Origin of the sequence: Bradyrhizobium diversitatis (assembly GCF_016031635.1) — a bacterium.
GTDB lineage: Bacteria > Pseudomonadota > Alphaproteobacteria > Rhizobiales > Xanthobacteraceae > Bradyrhizobium > Bradyrhizobium diversitatis.
Window position 1 is genome coordinate 76,381 of the sequence record NZ_JACEGD010000026.1, and the last position, 18,231, is coordinate 94,611.

The following is an 18,231-nucleotide window of genomic DNA, read 5'->3' on the forward strand; positions in this document are numbered from 1 at the left end:
CATCGGCGGGTATGTCCATGCTCCCGCCAAAGGCAGAGGCCTTGAGATTGCCTCTCCTCGAGCAGGAGTCATCAGCCAAGCACGGTCATCGACCGCCGGGCGGTTGTCGGGGGACTCCATCCCCATCTGTGCGACCAACCCTAGCATGGAAATCGTGCCGGACAAGTAGGCGCGGCGTGCACTCCAGGCTCGCCGCCGCCATTCCAGGGGCTCGCGAAGCGAGAACTCCGGCGCGCCCTTGCACGCCTGAGAATCTCGCCATTACGGCTTCGGCTCTTCGAGCCGCCCCGGATTGATGAATCCTGTAATCGCGCGTCTTCCGGTGACGCAAGCGCGGCGACACGGCGGCGGTTTCGCGCTGGCACGCAAGTTCTTAACTCGAATGTGAAGCACAAGCGATCTTCGGCCTTTGCGGCAAGGCAATTGCATGTCACCATCGCGTCATACGACGGGAGACTGCGATGCGTTTGCTGTTCTCGATCGGGGCTGTGCTGGTGGCCGGCATGCTTGCCGGAGGGGACGTCGCGAGCATCGCGGCACCGGGACCCAAATTCGAATCGCCCGGCAGTCGATCTCAATCGCAACGGCTGGCGGCCGACAAGGACGCGCAGACGGTCGACGTCGAATTGATCCTCGCGGTCGACGTGTCCTACTCCATGGACATGGACGAGCTCGCGGTCCAGCGCGAGGGCTATGCGCAGGCAATCCAGTCGAAGGAGTTCCTGCAGGCGCTGAAGTTAGGTCCGAACGGCCGGATCGCAGTGACCTATTTCGAGTGGGCCGCCTCCAGCGACCAGAAGATGATCATCCCCTGGCGCCTGGTCGACGGACCGGAGACGGCGGACGCAGTTGCCGCCGAGATCATGAAAACGCCGATCCGGCGCGCCTCGCGCACATCGATCTCCGGTGCGATCACGTTCGCGATGCCGCTGTTCGACGAGGATCCCTATCGGGGCTTGCGCCGCGTCATCGACATTTCCGGCGACGGTCCCAACAACAATGGCGGCCCGGTCACGGTGGCGCGCGATGCTGCCCTGGAGAAGGGCATCGTCATCAACGGCCTGCCGATCATGGTCAAGGAGCCGTCCTATTCGACCATGGATATCGACAATCTCGATTTATACTATGAGGACTGCGTCATCGGAGGTCCCGGCTCTTTCGTCATCACGATCAAGGATCGCGACAAGTTCAAGGAAGCGATCCGCACCAAGCTGCTGATGGAAGTCGCCGGCCGCACGCCCGAGCGCCCCGTGATGCGCGTTGCCGACAAGGAGCCGCGCGTCAACTGCCTGATTGGCGAGAAGATCTGGTCGGACCGCTGGGGACGTTAACGTCCCGGCTGAGACCTTTTGCCCATCCCAACCGGCAGTTGAATTTAACTGCCCGTTAACCGGTGCATGGCCCTAATCAGACTGTTTCCTTCTGTTTCCAGCCGGCATCCCGGCATTGCTGGAGCGAACGAAAGCGGGTTTTCCAACCTGCCTTTGAGCAAGCCATGGCCATCGTCACGTCGAGCACCAACCAGATTTCGCCCGCCAACGAGCGGATGTATCGCCAGAGTGCTCTGGTCGGTGACTGGAAGGGCAATTGGGTGGGCAACAACCAGCCGGTCGGCTTCAAGGTTGTGAACATCCGGGGCGCCCGGGCGCAGGTCGAGTACACCCATAACGGTCGCACCGAACGCGGCTTTGGCGAGGTCAACGGCACGCTCATCACCTTTGGCGGAGTCACGGTCGGCACCAAGGATGGGAAGAGCATGGTGCTGCTGTTCTCGGTGGGCGGCGCTGGCAAGCAGACCGCGAATCTCGAGAAGCAGGAGCCGCCGGCTTCCGACAGCCGTCTCATGGGAAGCTGGGGTGGCTATTCCAGCGACAACGGCAAGAGCGCGAGCTTCAAGGTGCTCTCCGTCAACGGCAAGGAAGCGCAGGTCAGCGTCACCACCGACGGCATCACCCGCCAGGGCACTGGCATCGTCTACAAGAACGTCATCATGTTCGGACAGACGCAGATCGCGACCGATGACGGACAGAACGGCAAGGTCATCTATCAGGTCGGCACCAAATCCTTCATGGTGCCGGTGACGAAATATCCGCCGGCGGATTCGTCGTCATCCGTCGACAAGACGGCATAGCCGTTCACAGCGGCGTCCCGCCGGATCGTGTCAGCGCCTTCAATTGCTGATCGACCTGCCGCAGGATCGCACAAGCCTGCGCCAAATCGCCATCCCCGATCAGCCGCCAGATTTCGTCGGACTGTTCCACCAGACGGGGAATCGTGAGGGGCAAGCCGGCCGTCTCGATGAGTGCGCCCTTTTCGTTGATGAGATATCGACGGTTCAATGCAAACAGCACCTGCGCGATGCACGCGAGCGCTCTGTAGACGCAGCCCGCGACGTGGGTCCGCTCGTCGCGAGCTGTCGCAAGTTCCGCATTGTCGATGCTGAACAGGATTTCCCACTGAAAGCGCCGCAACAAGGCGCGGCCCAGATCCTCCGGATAGGGGAGCGCGATTGCTTTGAGCCGCGCGATCAGGCCCTTCGGATCGTGCAGAGGCTGACAATATGCGATCTCGCCCATCCAGATTGCCGAGCAGAAGCCGTGTGGATGGCCGGGCTGGTAGGCCATGAGGACTGTACCGTTTCGGCAGTCCATCATGACTCTCTCGACATCGTCGGCGTGACGGTAGAGCAGATCGACCTTTTGTCCCTCGACCGACAGCCATGCGCCGCCGATGATCCATGGCCCCCATTCGCCATATCTCGTTACGGTCGCAGTGCCGGGATCGTCGGCGATTTCCGCCACGACGGTCAGGAGCCGATCCGTATCGAGCGGGGCCGCGCTCGAACAATACAGCCCGATGTCGTAGTCGGACGAGGGATGCGCGCTGCCCCGCGCGCGTGAGCCGCCGAGCACGACGGCGTGAACACCCGGTACGTCGGCAAGAACGGATGTCAGGCGGGTGAGCAACGGATCGTGCGGCATCAGGTGCAGTTCCCTGGGGACCTGCAGCCGTGACACCGACGCGGTCGCTCCGCTGGCATTGATGATGTTCGCGGAGTATAGTTTGCGAAATTGTCGACGGTAGTCTGAATGTTCAAGCCTGCACTTTCATGTGCTCTTGCAGCTCTCGCAGCGCTCTGCCTCGGCGGAGAGCCGGTTCATGCGCAAGTCGCGCCGCTGAGATATTGGATTCCCGGCGGACCTTTCGGCCTCGGCGGCAGTGCCGGCCAGAGCTCGGACAGCTACGGCAACTTCGCGAGCTTCAATGCCGGCGATGCCGATTGGCGCGCCAGCTCTGCGAACGGTTTCTTCGTCGGCAGCCAACGCGGCAATCTTGGTTTGAGCGGCTTCAGTCAGGCGGGCGCGATCGGCAATTTCAGCGCGCTCTCTTATGACAGCACGCAGTTCGGCTATAACATGAAGACTGCGGGTGGCATGCCCGTCACGTTCTTTGCCGGTTTCGATACGCTGAAGTTCGGCAACGGCATCGGCAGCTCGCTGGCGCCGCTCACCTCCAGCGCTGCGCCCGGCTATGGCGGGTTTGCGGGTGTCGAATTCAAGCCGACCTCCAACCTCAGCCTGTCGTTCGGGGCCGGGTTCATCCAGCAGCAATCGGGACTCATGGACAGTGACATCAACTCGTCGATGCTGCCCGGCGAGTCTCCTGCGCTGGGCGGCCTTCGGCGCTAGGATTGGATCACCAGCTCCGGCGGACGCCGCAGCGATTTCGGCAGGTCTGGACCGGTTCCGAAACGCATCACGATATCGGGATGCCGTTCGCCGAGGCCGAGTGAGGCCCCGAATTGCTGCCTCAGCGCCGCCACCTCGACCGGCTGGTTGATGAAGGAATATTTGAGTCCGAGCGCGGTCGCCTGCAATCCGAAGCGCTGGCAGGCGCGTCCGACCGCGATCCAGTGCGACTTGTCGCTGCGATCGGCAGCGAGCACGACGACGCCCGCAGAGCTGTCGAGTTCTTCGCGGTATTTCTTATTCTCCCCGCTCTCGGTGAAGAAGAGCTTGAGAAGCGGCCGCGCCACCCACGAGGGCAGCGAGGGGTTTCCGGACGCGGGCGAGAACAGCCCGTCCATGGTTGCGAGTGCCTCCGCCTCGTTGAAGCGAATCCAGCTGACGAGCTCGCGCATGAAGGCCTTGTCGCGCATCTGCGCCGAGTTGCCTTCGAGCACGTAGTCGGTGACCCCGGCGATCGCGGTGCGTTCGGTCATCAGGATCGCAGCGACGTTCGATTCGCGACAGGCCTCCTCGAGCCGACGCAATGTCTCGGGTGCGGCCGGCCTGCCGTCGAACGCTGCGCGGGTGCATTGCCTGATCGGAATCGCGGCCGCCAGTGCCGATGTGCTCTGCGGGGCCTCCTCGAGCGTGATCACGATGCGGTTGCCGTCGACGGCGGCATCGGCGTGCCAGCCCAGCGTGGACGCGGCGAGGATGAGATTTTCGGCGGCACAGCCGAGACTGACGAAGAGATGATGATCGTCCGGATCGACGGCGGGACAGCGGCGCTTGAAGTCAGGCGCAATCGCGATGACGTTGCTGCGGACCGAGAAGATCCACGGCTGGGTGTTGTGGCTGTTGGCTGCGAGGGTGGCAAAGCGCACGAGTTCGCGATCCCGCGGCACGGCTTGCAGCGGAGCCCGTGACGACTTTACCGTCTCGTCATAGGTGTTCGCCGCCGCTGCGGCAGAGGGGCTGGTGATGGCCGCCGCGGACAGCCCCAGCGAAGTCGCGATGAATTGTCGTCGGTCGAGCACGAACGTCCGCTCCGCGTCTCACGGCACGGAACGCTTTTAGCGGCAGCGGAGGGCAGAGCGATTGACCGGTATCAAGGTTGTCGGCTCGATGGGGATTTCGCAGCCTATCGCGCAAACCGCGCCACCAGCTCGACATGCGGCGTGTGGCGGAACTGATCGACCGGCACCACCGCCTCCAGCCGGTAGCCGCCGTCGACCAGCAGCCGCGCGTCGCGGGCGAAGGTCGCGGCGTTGCAGGACACTGCGATCACGACGGGCACCTTGCTTGCGGCGAGCTTCAGTGCCTGCGCCTGCGCGCCTTGGCGCGGCGGGTCGAACACCACCGCGTCGAAGTCGCGCAGCTCCGGCGGCACCAGCGGGCGGCGGAACAGATCGCGCGGGTCGGCCTTGATCGGCTTCAGGCCCGGTGTGCGCGCGGCCTTCGCGAGGGCCGCGACGGCGCCGGCGTCGCTGTCATAGGCCGTGACGCGGGCCTTCTCGGCAAGCCGCAGGGCGAACGGGCCGACGCCGCAGAAGAGATCGGCGACCTCCTTGGCCTTGCCGACGCGCTCGGCGACCAGTGCGGCGAGCGCCTCTTCGCCCGCCAACGTCGCCTGCAGGAACGAGCCCGGCGGCAGCGTCACCTCCGCGCGGCCCATCTTCACCGTCGGCGGCAGGCGCTGCAGCACCAATTCGCCGTGCCGCGTCAGTCGCGCCAGGCGATGCTGCTCGGCGACACGCGACAGCGCCGTCACCAGCGGGGTCGGCAGCGGGCCGGAGCCGCGCACGTCGACATCGAGGCCGTTGGCGGTGGCCGTGACCTGGATGTCGAGCGGCTTCGTCACCGGCATCCTGGACGTCAGCGGCTCGGCCAGCGCCCAGGCCGCGTCGAGTGCGCCGTCGAGTCCGGGATCGAGGATGGGGCAGCGATGGATCGGGATGACGTCGTGCGAGCTCGTGGCGGAGAACCCGACCTTGAGGATGTCATGCGTGCCGAACCGGCCGTGCAGGGTGATACGGCGGCGGCCCGCGCCATGGGCGTCGACCAGCGGCGCCACCTCGCAATCAATGCCGGCCTGCGCCAGCGTTTCCACCACGATGTTGCGTTTCCAGGCGCGATACGGCTCAGTCGCCCAATGCTGGATGGCGCAGCCGCCGCAGACGCCGAAATGCGGGCAGAACGGCTCGATGCGTTCAGGGCTTGCGACCTCCACCGCGAGCAGCTTGCGGCGGTCGGGATGGTGGCCCAAGACGTGATCGACCTCGACGGTTTCGCCGCCGAGCGTATAGGGCACATAGATGGCTTCGCCGGCGTCGAGGCAGACGCCGTCGCCGCGATGGCCGACATGATCGATCTTGATGCGCTCAACCACGGCGCGCGCCCAGGAAGAATTCGATGTTGCCGTCGCCGCCGGTGATCGGCGAGGGGAATATCTCGATGTTGGTGCAGCCGAGCGAAGCGGCGAAGGCCGCGATATCGGCGCAGACCTCCTGGTGCACGGCGGCGTCGCGGACGATCCCTTTCTTGTTGTGCTTCCGGTCCGCCTCGAATTGCGGCTTGATCAGCGCCAGCAGGCTCATCGGCGCGGCCGCCAGCGACAGCGCCACCGGCAGCACCGTCTTGAGCGAGATGAAGCTGACGTCGATCACGACGACATCGGGCCGCGCCGGCAGGCGCTTGCCCTCATAGCTGCGGATATCGGTCTCTTCCATCGACACGATCCTGGGATGATCGCGCAGCGAGGGATGCAGCTGGCTGCTGCCGACATCGATCGCGAACACCAGGCTCGCACCGTTCGCCAGCAGTACCTCGGTGAAGCCGCCGGTGGAGGCGCCGACGTCGAGGCAGACATGGTCCTCGATTTCGATCGGGTAGCGCTCCAGCGCCCCGGCGAGCTTGACACCGCCGCGGGAGACGTAGGGATATGCCGGCTCGGCCTGGATCATCGCGTCCTCGGAGATCGTCTCCGACGGCTTTGAAACCTGCTTGTCGTCGGCCGTGACGAGGCCGGCCTCGATCGCCGCGCGCGCCCGAGCCCGGCTCTCGAACAGGCCGCGCTCGACCAGCAGGACATCCGCGCGCTTGCGGGGAGGGGGCATCGAAACTCCGAAGGACGACTGAAGAGCTTATGTAGCGATCAATCGCGCGGCCGCCATCCGGACGCAAGCCTCGAACGCGGCGAGGTCGTGCCAGACGTCGATTGGCATCTTGGCCGGTGTTACCAGCGGGCAGCCGCGCAGCTCCAGCGCATGGATCATCATGAGGTTGTCGACGAGGCCAAAGTCCTCGACTATCAGCCCCTGTGCATCGACCAGCCGTCCCTCTTCGGAGGTGACCTCCATGAAGCGCGAGACGCGGTCGGCATAGGCGGCGCCATCGTTGGAATAGGCGAGACAAAACTTGCCGCGCCCGGCCATGTAGCCAAGCTCATAGACGGTGCCGGGATCGGCGCCGGCGCCGCGGAACGGCGTGAGATTGGCGATGATGGCATCGGCCGCGTCCATCATCGCCTCGTTGCCACAGAAAATCTGCCGCGAGGCATCGCGCGCGGTGAGGTCGATCGCGTTGTCGAGGGGGTAGAGCCCGGTGAGGCCATGAGCGGCACAGATCGCAACCTTCTGCCGACCGATCTCGACGGCATCCGACAGGAATACGTCGGGGCCTGCCAGATAGATATTCATGGCGTGAGTACCGGAAAATTTGGGTCGAGGTGCAAGCAGCAGCCTGCAGTCTGCTCTCTCCCCCGCCTGCGGGGGAGAGTTGGGGAGAGGGTGTCTCCGCAAGCGAGAACCCCCAAGAGGCGAAAGCCCTCACCCGACGCTTCGCGTCGACCTCTCCCGCAAGCAAGCGAGAGAGGTGAACCAGCTCAAGCCAGCTTGACCGTCTCGGTCTTCACGTCCTTGCCGAGCGCTTCGAACACTTTGGCAACAATACCCTTGGCGTCGAGGCCGGCGCGGGCGTACATCGCGGCCGGGGTGTCGTGATCCTGGAACACGTCGGGCAGCACCATCGTGCGGAACTTGATCATGCCGGTGTCGAGCGCGCCCTGGTCGGTCAGGAACTGCGCGACATGCGAGCCGAAGCCGCCGACCGAGCCTTCTTCGATCGTGATCAGGATCTCATGGTCGCGCGCGAGCTTGAGCACCAGCTCGGTATCCAGCGGCTTCATGAAGCGAGCATCTGCGATCGTGGTCGAGAGGCCGTGGGCGGCAAGCTCGTCGGCGGCCTTCTCGCATTCGGCGAGGCGCGTGCCGAAGGAGAGCAGGGCGATCTTGCTGCCCTGACGGATCACGCGGCCCTTGCCGATCTCGAGCGGAACGCCGACGTCGGGCATCTCGACGCCGCGGCCTTCGCCGCGCGGATAGCGCAGCGAGCTCGGACGGTCGTCGATCGCGACCTGAGTCGCCACCATGTGCACGAGCTCGGCCTCATCCGCCGCGGCCATGATCACCATGTTGGGCAGGCAGCCGAGATAGGCGTTGTCGAACGAGCCGGCATGGGTCGCACCGTCGGCGCCGACGAGGCCGGCGCGGTCGATCGCGAAGCGGACGGGCAGGCTCTGGATCGCGACGTCGTGCACGATCTGGTCGTAGCCGCGCTGCAGGAAGGTCGAGTAGATCGCGCAGAACGGCTTGTAGCCTTCGGTCGCAAGGCCGGCGGCAAAGGTCACCGCGTGCTGCTCGGCAATGCCGACGTCGAAGGTGCGGTCGGGGAAGGCCTTGTTGAAGATGTCGACGCCGGTGCCCGACGGCATCGCCGCGGTGATGGCGACGATCTTGTCGTCCTTCTGCGCTTCCTTGACGAGGCTCTGGCCGAACACGTTCTGGTAGGCCGGCGCATTCGGCTTGGCCTTGGCCTGGGTGCCGGTCGCGACGTCGAACTTCACGACGGCGTGGTACTTGTCGGCGGAAGCTTCCGCCGGGCCGTAGCCCTTGCCCTTCTGCGTCACGACGTGGACCAGGATCGGGCCTTCTTCCATGTCGCGGACGTTCTTGAGCACCGGCAGAAGATGGTCGAGGTTGTGGCCGTCGATCGGGCCGACATAATAGAAGCCGAGCTCCTCGAACAGCGTGCCGCCGTCCATCATGAAGCCGCGGGAATATTCCTCGACGCGGTTGGCGCGGTTGGCGAGGATCTTGGGCAGACGCTTGTTGATCTGCTTGGCCGCATCGCGCAGCGTGCGATAGGTCTTGCCGGAATAGAGCCGCGACAGATAGGCGCTCATGGCGCCGACCGGCGGGGCGATCGACATGTCGTTGTCGTTGAGGATGACGATCAGGCGCGAGTTCATCGCACCCGCATTGTTCATGGCCTCATAAGCCATGCCGGCCGACATCGCGCCGTCACCAATCACGGCGATAACGTTGTTGGTGCCGCCGGAGAGGTCGCGCGCCACGGCCATGCCGAGGCCGGCGGAGATCGAGGTCGAGGAATGCGCCGCGCCGAACGGATCGTAGTCGCTTTCGCTGCGCTTGGTGAAGCCGGACAGGCCGCCGCCGGTGCGCAGCGTGCGGATGCGGTCGCGCCGGCCGGTGAGGATCTTGTGCGGATAGGCCTGGTGGCCGACGTCCCAGATCAGCCGGTCGCGCGGCGTGTCGAAGACGTAATGGATCGCGGTGGTGAGCTCGACCACGCCGAGGCCCGCGCCGAAATGACCGCCGGTCACCGAGACGGCATCGATGGTCTCCTGCCGCAGCTCGTCGGCGACCTGGCGAACCTGCTCGACCTTGAGCTTGCGCAGGTCTTCCGGCGTCCGGATGGTGTCGAGAAGCGGCGTCTTACTGTATGCGTTCACGGCGATTTCCAATTTGTCAGCGCCCGAAGGTCATTCCGGTGCGCGATGGGTTTGCACAATATCGGCGCAGCGCGAGTCCTCAAACCGTCGGAGCCACCTGCATGGGGCAAGGCCCCCGTCTTCAAGCTTAGGTAAGCTTAAGTGCGCTCCGGTTCAGTCTCTGTGATCCCTGTCACTCAGATCGGCTTCGTCCGTCCCAAGCCAATTTCATTAGCAGTTTGAAGCGCTTGTCGTCGGCAATCGGTGCCCACGCAAGGCTTGCAAAAAGCCACACTCCGCGCAGCTTTACACCAAAGCTTGGGCCAAAGCCAACCCGCCGCACCGATGAGTGGTATGCAGGTGCAACTTGCGGGCCGGATTGGTTAACCTTGGCCCGGGATGAGGGGTTCCGGCCTTGCTCGGTTCCGCGGCATGCTTTTTTGCCTGAATGAGAGCCTTTTTGCCCTCAGCGGCCGAATCTCGAACGGGTTTGGTATTGGCCCACCCGCCCGAAACTGCGGAGTTCGGTGGAAACAGCCGTGCGATCATGAAAGCGACACAGGAACCACGCCCCGCGAAGACATTTTGCGGGGCGCCGGTCCTCAGGCGACCGAGCCGGGAAAGTTCCCCGCGGACTTACTGGACGTCGAGCGGCGCAGTGCCGGTGGCCTGGCCGCTGGCATCGGTGGTGATCTTGTCGACGCGCGCCTCGGCCTGACGCAGCAACTCTTCGCAGCGCCTCTTCAGGGCCTCGCCGCGTTCATAGATCGTCACGGATTCTTCGAGCGGGACCTTGCCGTCTTCGAGCCGCTTCACGATCGTTTCGAGTTCCTCGATCGCGCGCTCGAAGGTGAGCCGGGAGACGTCGACTTGAGTATTTTCGGCCATATCCGTTTCCGATTGCCCGATTCGCTTGCCTTACAGTGAAGGCTGGTTTTGCGGGCTTAATGTGGCGGGCGTCGTCAGGCGCCCATCAAGGCGCCGACATGCGCCGTAACAGATTCTTTCAGTCCTTGCAGGTCATAGCCGCCCTCGAGCACCGAGACAACGCGGCCGCCTGCGGTCCTGTCGGCGAGGTCCATCAGCTTGCGCGTCACCCAGGCATAATCCTCGGCGCGCAGGTTCAGCGAGGCCAGCGGGTCGCGGTAATGCGCGTCGAAGCCGGCGGAGATGACCACCAGCTCGGGGCTGAATTTTTCGAGCTGCGGCAGGATCAGGTTCTCGAACGCGGAGCGGAATTCCGGCCCGCCGTCTTCGGAAGCGAGAGGCGCGTTGACGATAGTGTCGTGATCGCCGCGCTCGCTCTTGGCGCCGGTGCCTGGAAATAGCGGCATCTGGTGCGTCGAGCAGTACATCACGGTCGGGTCCGACCAGAAGATGTCCTGCGTGCCGTTACCGTGATGCACGTCGAAGTCGACGATGGCCGCGCGCTTGATGCCGTATTTGCGCTGCGCGTGGCGCGCCGCGATGGCGACGTTGTCGAAGAAGCAGAAGCCCATCGGCTTGCCAATCTCGGCGTGATGACCGGGTGGGCGGATCGCGACGAATGCGTTGCGGTGCTCGCCCGCCATCACCGCCTCGGTCGCCGCGACTGCGCCGCCGACGCCGCGCATCACGGCTTCCCACGTGCCCGGTGACATCGAGGTATCGCCGTCGATATAGATCTGTCCGCTGGACGGGGCGATGTGGCGCAGCTCGGTGACGTAATGCTCGTTGTGGCACAGCGTGACGAGATCGAGATCGCCCTCCGGCGCCTCCTCGCGCACCAGGAACTGGAAACGCTCATGCGACAGCGCTTCTTCCACCGCGCGCAGACGATCCGGCCTCTCAGGGTGTCCCGGCGGCGTGACATGGTCGAGGCAGGCCTTGTGGGAAAGGAGAAGCGTGCTCATCAGGTCGGCCTCATGGGATGCGGACTTTTGACGTCGTTGGCGCATCCAGCGCCAAAACGCAATGCAAAACCCAATCTAAGCGCTTGGCCGGGAATGGCAAAGCGCCGGCGGTTTGATCCGGATCAATTCACGCGCAGGATGCGGATCGGCGGCAGCGGACCGATCGGGCCGTGTGCCCGGAAGAACGCGAACAGCGCGTCCGCATCGTAGCCGCCATATTGCGGCGCCGTGCCCTGTTTGGCGACGGTAAACCCGTCCCCGCCGACGGCGAGGTAATCGTTGAGCGTGACGCGGTAGCCGCTTCCAGGTTCGACCGGCCTGCCGTTGAGCGTGATCTTCTCGAGGCCGACGCGCTCGCCGAATGGCTTCGATGCGTCCCAAGTATAGCTGAACCCGTTCGACACCTGGAGAATCCGTGGCCGCTTCGGGTCCAGCCATTGCTGCTCGAGCAAGTCCTTGAGCTGGCTGCCCGTCAGCGTCATGGTGACGAGGCGGTTGCGGAACGGCTGGCTGGCGAAGACATCGCCGAACGTGATCGCGCCATTCTCCTTCGGAACGATGTCGGTGCGGATGCCGCCGGGATTGGTGAGCGCGATGACAGCGCTGCCATCTTTCGCGTCGCGGGTTGCGAGCAATTGCGCGTCGGCAATGATATCGCCAAGCGCGCTCTCGCCGGCCTCGTTCGGCACGCGCGACAGCGTCTGCGTCACCGAACCGGCCGGCCGATTGGCGATCGGCGCGGAGAGCTTGTCGTAGGCGTCGATCAATGCGGTCTGCTCGGGATCCTTGGCCAGCGAAGCGTTGGCGACGATCACATTTTCGGCTTCGGCACTGACGATGTCGCGCGTTGCGGGATCGAGCTTGAGGTCGATCGCGGTGACCAGCGTGCCGTATTTGTCGCCGCTGGTGACGAGCCGCCCGTCGATATCGCAGACATAGGCGCGGTGGGTGTGGCCGCTGACGACGACGTCGACGGCACGATCGAATTTCTTGACGATGTCGACGATCGGCCCCGCGATGGCAGGGCATTCGTTGTAGTCGCCGGCGGGCTCGCCGCCCTGGTGGATCAACACCACGATCGCTTCGACGCCGCGCGCTTTCAGCTGCGGCACCAGCGCGTTCACCGTCTCGGCCTCGTCGCGGAATTCGAGCCCGGCAATGCCCGCTGGCGAGACGATGCCCGCGGTCTCCTTCAAGGTCAGCCCGATGAAGGCGACGGGGATGCCGTCGAATTCCCGGATCTCGTAGGGCGGCAGCACGCTCTTGCCGGTTGCGGTCTCGACCGTGGACGCCGCGAGGTAACGGAACTTGGCGCCTGTGAAGGAATGCGGTCCCTGGCAGCCGTCGACCGGATGGCAGCCGCCGTTCTGCATGCGCAGGAGCTCGGTCTTGCCCTCATCGAATTCGTGATTGCCGACCGAGCTGATCGCAAGGCCCATCATCGAGAGCGACTCGATCGAGGGCTCGTCGTGGAACATCGCCGACAGGAAGGGGCTTGCGCCGATCAGATCGCCGGCGGCGACGAAGATGGTGTTGTTGCGCCCCTCGCGCAGCTGCTTCACCAGCGTCGCCATGTACTCGGCGCCGCCGGCCGCCACCATTACCTTCTTGGTCTTGTCCTCAGGGTCATTGATGCGGATGCCGCCCGGTGGCGGGCGCAGATTGCCGTGGAAATCGTTGATCGCGAGCACGCGCAGCTCGACCGGAGCGGCGGGCTGCGCCGAAGCAGGGACGGCGGCGAGGATGGTCAGGATCAGAAAGACGTATCGCATGGGACAAGACTAGACGCCGCGCGCGAAGATTTCACGATGCTTTGTCGTGAACACGCGTGTCGACACGTATGAAATCCTTGATGTCGGCCGTGCAGACGCCGGAGCCGCCGGGGATGATCATGCCGCGGATATCGTGCGCCGCGACGCTCGCGGGTCTTTGCGAAGCATCAGCCCACATCATCTCGCAGGCGTGCCAATGCGCCGCTCAACCTTTTCGACGCGGGCGTCCCACAATTCTCATGCATGGTACCCGCTGCCGTCACGTGTCGCAACAATTAGCTACAACGTTTCATTTGAATAACCTTTGGTTGTGGTGCATGATCTCGTGCCGTTCCATGGCCGACCGCCCGATTGATGATTGCCGCAACCCGGATTGACGAATCCTCGCTGCACTATCGTGGCTGGCGTGTCGTGCTGGCCTGCTTCCTGATGGCCTTCTTCATGTTCGGCTTCGGTCTCTACGGCCAAGGTGTCTATCTTGCCGAGCTTCAGCGCGCCCACGGCTGGCCGGGCACGCTGGTCTCCGCGGCAAGTACCTTCTCCTTTCTCCTGAGCTCCGTCCTCGTCATCTTCACCGACGATCTGCTCGAGCGCATCGGGCTGCGCTCGCTGATCCTGAGCGGCCTGACGGCGCTCGGCGCTTCGACCGTGCTGCTGGCGTTGATGCAGACGCCTTGGCAGCTCTATCTCGCCTATGCGCTGATGTCGGTCGGCTGGACCGGCATGGGGACCGTGGTGATCGCGACCGTGCTCAATTCCTGGTTCGAGCGACGCCGCGGGCTCGCGCTCAGCCTTGCCTTCAACGGCGCGACCTGCGGCGGCATCATCCTCGTCCCGCTGCTGCTGTCGCTGACCGGCAGCATCGGCTTCCGTTCCGCCATGTTGGCGGCCACGCTCGCGATGATGGTGCTGCTGTTGCCGGTGGTCGTGACCTTCATCGGCTGGCCGGCCCGGATGTCACCGGCATCGGACGGAGGCCGGACCGCTGCCGGCGCGGCCGCGCGAGGCCATTCCCGCAAGGCGCTGCTCGCCAACGCGGCGTTCTGGACCATGGTGCTTCCGATCGCGATGGCGCTGCTGGCGCAGATGGGCTTCATCATCCACCAGGTGACGTTTCTCGAACCGCTGATCGGCCGCTCCGCGGCAGGGCTCGCGGTCACCATCATGGCGGCGATGGCGGTGGTCGGGCGCCTGTCGCTTGGCCTGTTCGTCGACCGGCTCGATCCGCGTCTCGCCTGCGCTGCGTCGATGACGAGCCAGGCGGCGGCGTTGTTCGTGCTTCTCCAAAGCACGAATCCGACCGTACTGCTGGCCTGCTGCGCCGTCTACGGCTTCTCGATCGGCAACATGATCACGTTCCCGCCCTTGATCATCCAGCGCGAGATCGGCTCTACCGCCTTCGCCGCCGCGATGGGGTTGGGCACATCGATCAGCGGCATCGTCAGCGCCTTTGGCCCGGGCATCGTTGGCGTCGTGCGGAGCTTGACGGGCAATTACACCACGGCGTTCGCGCTGTGCGTCGTGCTCGATCTCATCGCGACGGGCATCGTGCTGTGGCGGCCGGGAAAGAGCGCAGCCTGAATCTCCGCAAGCCAAGGCCAGACTAAGGGGAAGGCTCGCGCAAGGTATTCGAGGTCGTGGCGAGCCGATCCGACTTACCCCAGCAGCACCGCATCCGCCGCCGCGACCGACTCTGCGCTTGCTGTCACCGTGCGCTCGAGCGCTCCCGCCTGCACCGTGATGTTCTCGGCAAAGAAGCGCGCCAGCGCGACGTAGCGCGCAGCGTCCGCGTTGCCGTCGGCCTTGGCGGCGAGCGCCTCGGAGGCGAGCAGGCAGCCGCCGAGCGTGGCGCCGAACTGCTGCAAATAGGGCGTCGCGCCGGCGAGCGCGTCGTTCGGTGCGGAGGCAACGCGCTCCAGGAGCCATTTGCTGGTGCGCCTCAAGGCGTCGAGCGCCTCGCGCAGCTTTGCACCCGTGGTGCCGAAGCCGGGATCGTTGGAGGCTTCGACCTGGCTGATGGTCGCTGCGAGCTCGTCGAGCAGCGCCCACACCGACGCGCCGCCATTGGCTGCGAGCTTGCGCGTGACGAGATCGATCGCCTGGATGCCGTTGGTGCCCTCGTAGATCGCGGTGATGCGGGCATCGCGGTAGTGCTGAGCCGCGCCGGTCTCCTCGATGAAGCCCATGCCGCCATGCACCTGCACACCGAGATAGGCGACCTCGTTGCCGATGTCGGTGGAATAGGCCTTGGCCATCGGCGTGAGCAGCGCCGCGCGTGCGGCCGCTTCAGTGCGCACCTTCGGGTCCTTGGCGCGCGTCGAGACGTCGATCGCGACGGCGGTCGCATAGCAGATGGTGCGCGCGGCCGCGGTCTGTGCCCGCATCCGCATCAGCATGCGCTTGACATCGGGATGCACGAAGATCGCATCGGAGCCTTCGCCCTTCTTGCCGACCGCGCGGCCCTGCTTGCGCTCCTGCGCATACGACAAGGCCTGCTGGTAGGCGCGGTCGGCAACGCCGACGCCCTCCAGGCCGACGCCGAGGCGGGCCTGGTTCATCATCGTGAACATGCAGCGCATGCCCTGGTTCTCTTCGCCGATGAGAAAGCCGATCGCGCCGCCATGATCGCCCATGGTCATGGTGCAGGTCGGGGAGGCGTGCATGCCGAGCTTGTGCTCGACGCCGGAGGCGTAGATGTCGTTGCGCTGACCCAGCGAGCCGTCCGCATTCACCATGAACTTGGGGACGAGAAAGAGCGAGATGCCCTTGGTGCCGGCGGGCGCATCCGGCAGACGCGCCAGCACGAAATGCACGATGTTGTCGGTCATGTCGTGCTCGCCATAGGTGATGAAGATCTTGGTCCCCTTGATGCGATAGGTGCCGTCGGCCTGCCTTTCGGCGCGGGTGCGCAGCGCGCCGACGTCGGAGCCGGCCTGCGGCTCGGTCAGCTGCATCGTGCCGGTCCATTCGCCGGAGACGAGCTTTTCGAGATAGATCTTCTTCAACTCGGCGCTGCCATGCGCGTCCAGCGCCTCGATCGCCGAGGCTGTCAGCAGCGGGCAGAGGCCGAAGGCGACGTTGGCGGCGCTCCAGATCTCCGTGCAGGCGGCGTTGATCGCGAGCGGCAGGCCCTGGCCGCCAAAATCTTCCGGGCCGGACACAGCGTTCCAGCCGCCCTCGGTCCAGCGCTTGTAGGCGTCCGGCCAGCCGGGTGCGGTCGTGACCTTGCCGTCGCTGAGCTTGATGCCGTGTTCGTCGCCGATCTTGTTGAGCGGCGCCAGCACGTCGGATGCGAACTTGCCGGCTTCCTCCAGCACGGCGGCCGCGAGATCGGCATCGAAATCGCCATAATGGCCGGCCTCCACGGCGGCCTTGAGGCCCGCGCCATGGTTGAGCGACAGCAGCATGTCAGAAATCGGCGCGCGGTAGGTCATGGCTCACTCCCGGGGGGACAAATATTGACGCCGTATTCTCACGAAACGGAGGCAGTCTCAATGGTCGAGAGGTGGGCAGAGGCCGGCCGGAAACGGAGCCGATGCGGGTCATAGAGCATCAAGCGCGGCCGATCCCGGGCTGCGGTATTTTGCCCCTCCAGACGGTTGAAATGCTGCCCCGCTCCCTATAGACCGGCTGCGACTGGAGAGAATTCGCGGTAGCCCGATCTTCCGCCATTCCGTCAGTCGCCTGGTGGGGCGTAGCCAAGCGGTAAGGCAGCGGATTTTGATTCCGCCATTCGGAGGTTCGATCCCTCCCGCCCCAGCCAAGCAGTCGCGTCCCCGGAGGTGGTGTAGCTCGGTAGAGCAAAGCCGCCCGGACATGCGCCTTCAACAGCGCCGTAGCGGGCGGGCGGCTTTGCGGTGGTCGCCGGCAGTTCGCCGGTAGGGTCGGGTTGCTGACACCAACCTGATTCGAGGAACCACCGCTGACCGATGAGATGATGAAGCTTCGCACGTTCACGTTCGTGGAGAAGACTCCTGGCGCCGATCTGTTGCGCGAGATGATTGGCCTTGCTGCCCAGCGCCTGATGGAGCCGGAAGTCGAAGGCCAGACCGGCGCGGCCTATGGCAAGAAGAGCCCTGAGCGCCTGACGGTGCTGAGCTCCCACCCTGGCGCTCACATCGATCTGCACCTGACGAACGTCCTCATCCGCTCCTACTCGCTGCTGAACGACCAGCGCGAGCGGCATCGTTACGCGGTTGCGGTCAACAAGGATACGGCAAGTCGCGGCGGCTCCACTTTCATTCACGACCAGATCCGTGCGGGATACGGTCACCGCGTCCGGTCCGCGCAACAACTTCGCGCTCGTCGAGCACGGGGATCATTCGATCCTGATTGCGGGCGGGATCGGCATCAGCCCGCTGCTCGCCGCGAGCTCTTCCTGCATGGAAGGCGTCTGCGGCACCTGCGAGACGCGCGTCCTGGAGGGCATACCCGACCATCGCGACCCAGTTTCTCAGCAAGGAGGAACAGGCGACGAACAAGACGATGATGATCTGCTGTTCGGGCGCGAAGGCAGCGCGACGGCATTTTTGCTGAGGACAAGTCAGGAGCAACGCGCACCAAGCGCGAGGGCAGCTGTGGATCACCGGCCGAACGATTCTGCTTGTCGGATGCCTCGCTCAGCGCGAGTCGCACGGTGCAGGTGCAATCTGTCGTCCTCCAAGGTCGCCAAAGCCTAGTCTTTGACAATTGCAAATCGGACGCTTAAAAATCCAACATATACGAACAATCGTTCGGTAATCGAACGATGAGCTAGTCGTCCGTTAAGAAGCCGAATTGAGCGGGGCCGGACAGGCGCGCGTGCGCCAGAGCTGGATCAGGAACAGGCACAAGAGTTCTCTGATCCAGGCGAGGATGCGGCGGAAGTTGTGGCCGACGGCTGAGAGGATGACGTTGGCCGCATCGCCGGCGCGGCCTTTGAGGTAGCAGCGGCCGAGGTGGCCATCGGTCTTCAGGTGTCCGATGATGGGTTCGATGGCGGAACGGCGGCGCAGCTCGCGCTTGATGACACCGAAGACGCCGCGCTTCTGGCCAGAGATGAAGATTCG

The 18,231-nt window shown here is 64.7% G+C and carries 16 protein-coding genes, 1 tRNA gene, 1 pseudogene and 1 riboswitch; of the genes and pseudogenes, 7 read left to right on the forward strand and 11 right to left on the reverse strand.

Annotated features, from left to right (window positions below):
• Nucleotides 1–55 precede the first annotated feature (55 nt).
• Nucleotides 56–133, reverse strand: a riboswitch (Fluoride riboswitch).
• Nucleotides 134–461: 328 nt separating this feature from the next.
• Complete coding sequence (locus H1B27_RS26510; protein WP_061878390.1) at nucleotides 462–1,331, forward strand: DUF1194 domain-containing protein; 870 nt, start codon at nucleotides 462–464, stop codon at nucleotides 1,329–1,331.
• A gap of 164 nt (nucleotides 1,332–1,495) precedes the next feature.
• On the forward strand, nucleotides 1,496–2,131 hold the full coding sequence (locus H1B27_RS26515) for a hypothetical protein (protein ID WP_061878389.1): 636 nt from the start codon (nucleotides 1,496–1,498) through the stop codon (nucleotides 2,129–2,131).
• Nucleotides 2,132–2,135: 4 nt separating this feature from the next.
• On the opposite strand, the gene H1B27_RS26520 is transcribed toward H1B27_RS26515, so the two are convergent.
• On the reverse strand, nucleotides 2,136–2,981 hold the full coding sequence (locus H1B27_RS26520; RefSeq protein ID WP_061878700.1) for a nucleotidyltransferase domain-containing protein: 846 nt from the start codon (nucleotides 2,979–2,981) through the stop codon (nucleotides 2,136–2,138).
• 108 nt (nucleotides 2,982–3,089) lie between these two features.
• On the opposite strand from H1B27_RS26520, the gene H1B27_RS26525 reads away from it, so the two are divergent.
• Nucleotides 3,090–3,689 carry a hypothetical protein gene (locus H1B27_RS26525; RefSeq protein ID WP_197968080.1) on the forward strand — a complete coding sequence of 200 codons (600 nt, stop codon included), beginning with the start codon at nucleotides 3,090–3,092 and terminating at the stop codon, nucleotides 3,687–3,689.
• Here H1B27_RS26525 and H1B27_RS26530 read toward each other — a convergent pair.
• The 8 genes from H1B27_RS26530 to H1B27_RS26565 form a co-directional block, all read right to left on the reverse strand.
• Nucleotides 3,686–4,765 carry an Acg family FMN-binding oxidoreductase gene (locus H1B27_RS26530; protein ID WP_311976990.1) on the reverse strand — a complete coding sequence of 360 codons (1,080 nt, stop codon included), beginning with the start codon at nucleotides 4,763–4,765 and terminating at the stop codon, nucleotides 3,686–3,688. The genes H1B27_RS26525 and H1B27_RS26530 overlap by 4 nt on opposite strands.
• Nucleotides 4,766–4,869: 104 nt before the next feature.
• Nucleotides 4,870–6,117, reverse strand: coding sequence for a class I SAM-dependent RNA methyltransferase (locus H1B27_RS26535; protein WP_197968081.1), 1,248 nt, complete (start codon nucleotides 6,115–6,117; stop codon nucleotides 4,870–4,872).
• Nucleotides 6,110–6,844 carry a TlyA family RNA methyltransferase gene (locus H1B27_RS26540; protein ID WP_197968082.1) on the reverse strand — a complete coding sequence of 245 codons (735 nt, stop codon included), beginning with the start codon at nucleotides 6,842–6,844 and terminating at the stop codon, nucleotides 6,110–6,112. The genes H1B27_RS26535 and H1B27_RS26540 overlap by 8 nt, the downstream gene beginning before the upstream one ends.
• Before the next feature lie 27 nt (nucleotides 6,845–6,871).
• Nucleotides 6,872–7,426 carry a nucleoside 2-deoxyribosyltransferase gene (locus tag H1B27_RS26545; RefSeq protein ID WP_197968083.1) on the reverse strand — a complete coding sequence of 185 codons (555 nt, stop codon included), beginning with the start codon at nucleotides 7,424–7,426 and terminating at the stop codon, nucleotides 6,872–6,874.
• 185 nt (nucleotides 7,427–7,611) lie between these two features.
• A complete protein-coding gene (gene dxs / locus H1B27_RS26550; protein WP_061878697.1) occupies nucleotides 7,612–9,540 on the reverse strand; it encodes a 1-deoxy-D-xylulose-5-phosphate synthase in 1,929 nt (642 codons plus the stop codon).
• A 615-nt stretch (nucleotides 9,541–10,155) separates the two neighbouring features.
• Entirely contained in the window at nucleotides 10,156–10,407 is a 252-nt protein-coding gene (locus H1B27_RS26555) for an exodeoxyribonuclease VII small subunit (RefSeq protein WP_008132970.1), read from the reverse strand.
• 74 nt (nucleotides 10,408–10,481) lie between these two features.
• Nucleotides 10,482–11,411 (reverse strand): histone deacetylase family protein, encoded by a 930-nt coding sequence (locus H1B27_RS26560; protein ID WP_061878385.1) that lies wholly within the window; start codon nucleotides 11,409–11,411, stop codon nucleotides 10,482–10,484.
• A gap of 122 nt (nucleotides 11,412–11,533) precedes the next feature.
• Nucleotides 11,534–13,183, reverse strand: a complete 1,650-nt coding sequence (locus tag H1B27_RS26565) for a bifunctional metallophosphatase/5'-nucleotidase (protein ID WP_197968084.1) — start codon at nucleotides 13,181–13,183, stop codon at nucleotides 11,534–11,536.
• Nucleotides 13,184–13,537: 354 nt separating this feature from the next.
• On the opposite strand from H1B27_RS26565, the gene H1B27_RS26570 reads away from it, so the two are divergent.
• Nucleotides 13,538–14,764 (forward strand): MFS transporter, encoded by a 1,227-nt coding sequence (locus H1B27_RS26570; protein WP_197968085.1) that lies wholly within the window; start codon nucleotides 13,538–13,540, stop codon nucleotides 14,762–14,764.
• A 74-nt stretch (nucleotides 14,765–14,838) separates the two neighbouring features.
• On the opposite strand, the gene H1B27_RS26575 is transcribed toward H1B27_RS26570, so the two are convergent.
• The gene (locus H1B27_RS26575) at nucleotides 14,839–16,617 is read right to left on the reverse strand and encodes an acyl-CoA dehydrogenase family protein (protein WP_197968086.1); all 1,779 of its coding nucleotides are present in this window, start codon (nucleotides 16,615–16,617) and stop codon (nucleotides 14,839–14,841) included.
• Nucleotides 16,618–16,871: 254 nt separating this feature from the next.
• Between H1B27_RS26575 and H1B27_RS26580 the strand changes: the two genes are divergently transcribed.
• The 3 genes and pseudogenes from H1B27_RS26580 to H1B27_RS41255 all read left to right on the forward strand — a co-directional run bounded on the left by H1B27_RS26580 (nucleotide 16,872) and on the right by H1B27_RS41255 (nucleotide 17,862).
• Nucleotides 16,872–16,946 (forward strand) — tRNA-Gln (locus H1B27_RS26580).
• Nucleotides 16,947–17,105: 159 nt separating this feature from the next.
• Nucleotides 17,106–17,273, forward strand: a pseudogene (locus H1B27_RS41395) (IS256 family transposase); the annotation flags it as partial.
• Nucleotides 17,274–17,565: 292 nt separating this feature from the next.
• A complete protein-coding gene (locus H1B27_RS41255) occupies nucleotides 17,566–17,862 on the forward strand; it encodes a hypothetical protein (protein ID WP_376709000.1) in 297 nt (98 codons plus the stop codon).
• Between the two features lie 84 nt (nucleotides 17,863–17,946).
• On the opposite strand, the gene H1B27_RS26595 is transcribed toward H1B27_RS41255, so the two are convergent.
• Nucleotides 17,947–18,231: transposase (locus H1B27_RS26595; RefSeq protein WP_197965649.1), on the reverse strand; the 285-nt coding region annotated here is incomplete at its 5' end.

Bases quoted from the DNA above. Each gene is read 5' to 3' on its own strand.
- H1B27_RS26510 (WP_061878390.1), top strand. From the start codon at position 462: ATGCGTTTGCTGTTCTCGATCGGGGCTGTGCTGGTGGCCGGCATGCTT.
- H1B27_RS26515 (WP_061878389.1), top strand. From the start codon at position 1,496: ATGGCCATCGTCACGTCGAGCACCAACCAGATTTCGCCCGCCAACGAG.
- H1B27_RS26520 (WP_061878700.1), bottom strand. From the start codon at position 2,981: ATGCCGCACGATCCGTTGCTCACCCGCCTGACATCCGTTCTTGCCGAC.
- H1B27_RS26525 (WP_197968080.1), top strand. From the start codon at position 3,090: ATGTTCAAGCCTGCACTTTCATGTGCTCTTGCAGCTCTCGCAGCGCTC.
- H1B27_RS26540 (WP_197968082.1), bottom strand. From the start codon at position 6,844: ATGCCCCCTCCCCGCAAGCGCGCGGATGTCCTGCTGGTCGAGCGCGGC.
- H1B27_RS26545 (WP_197968083.1), bottom strand. From the start codon at position 7,426: ATGAATATCTATCTGGCAGGCCCCGACGTATTCCTGTCGGATGCCGTC.
- H1B27_RS26555 (WP_008132970.1), bottom strand. From the start codon at position 10,407: ATGGCCGAAAATACTCAAGTCGACGTCTCCCGGCTCACCTTCGAGCGC.
- H1B27_RS26560 (WP_061878385.1), bottom strand. From the start codon at position 11,411: ATGAGCACGCTTCTCCTTTCCCACAAGGCCTGCCTCGACCATGTCACG.
- H1B27_RS26565 (WP_197968084.1), bottom strand. From the start codon at position 13,183: ATGCGATACGTCTTTCTGATCCTGACCATCCTCGCCGCCGTCCCTGCT.
- H1B27_RS26570 (WP_197968085.1), top strand. From the start codon at position 13,538: ATGATTGCCGCAACCCGGATTGACGAATCCTCGCTGCACTATCGTGGC.
- H1B27_RS26575 (WP_197968086.1), bottom strand. From the start codon at position 16,617: ATGACCTACCGCGCGCCGATTTCTGACATGCTGCTGTCGCTCAACCAT.
- H1B27_RS41255 (WP_376709000.1), top strand. From the start codon at position 17,566: ATGGAAGGCGTCTGCGGCACCTGCGAGACGCGCGTCCTGGAGGGCATA.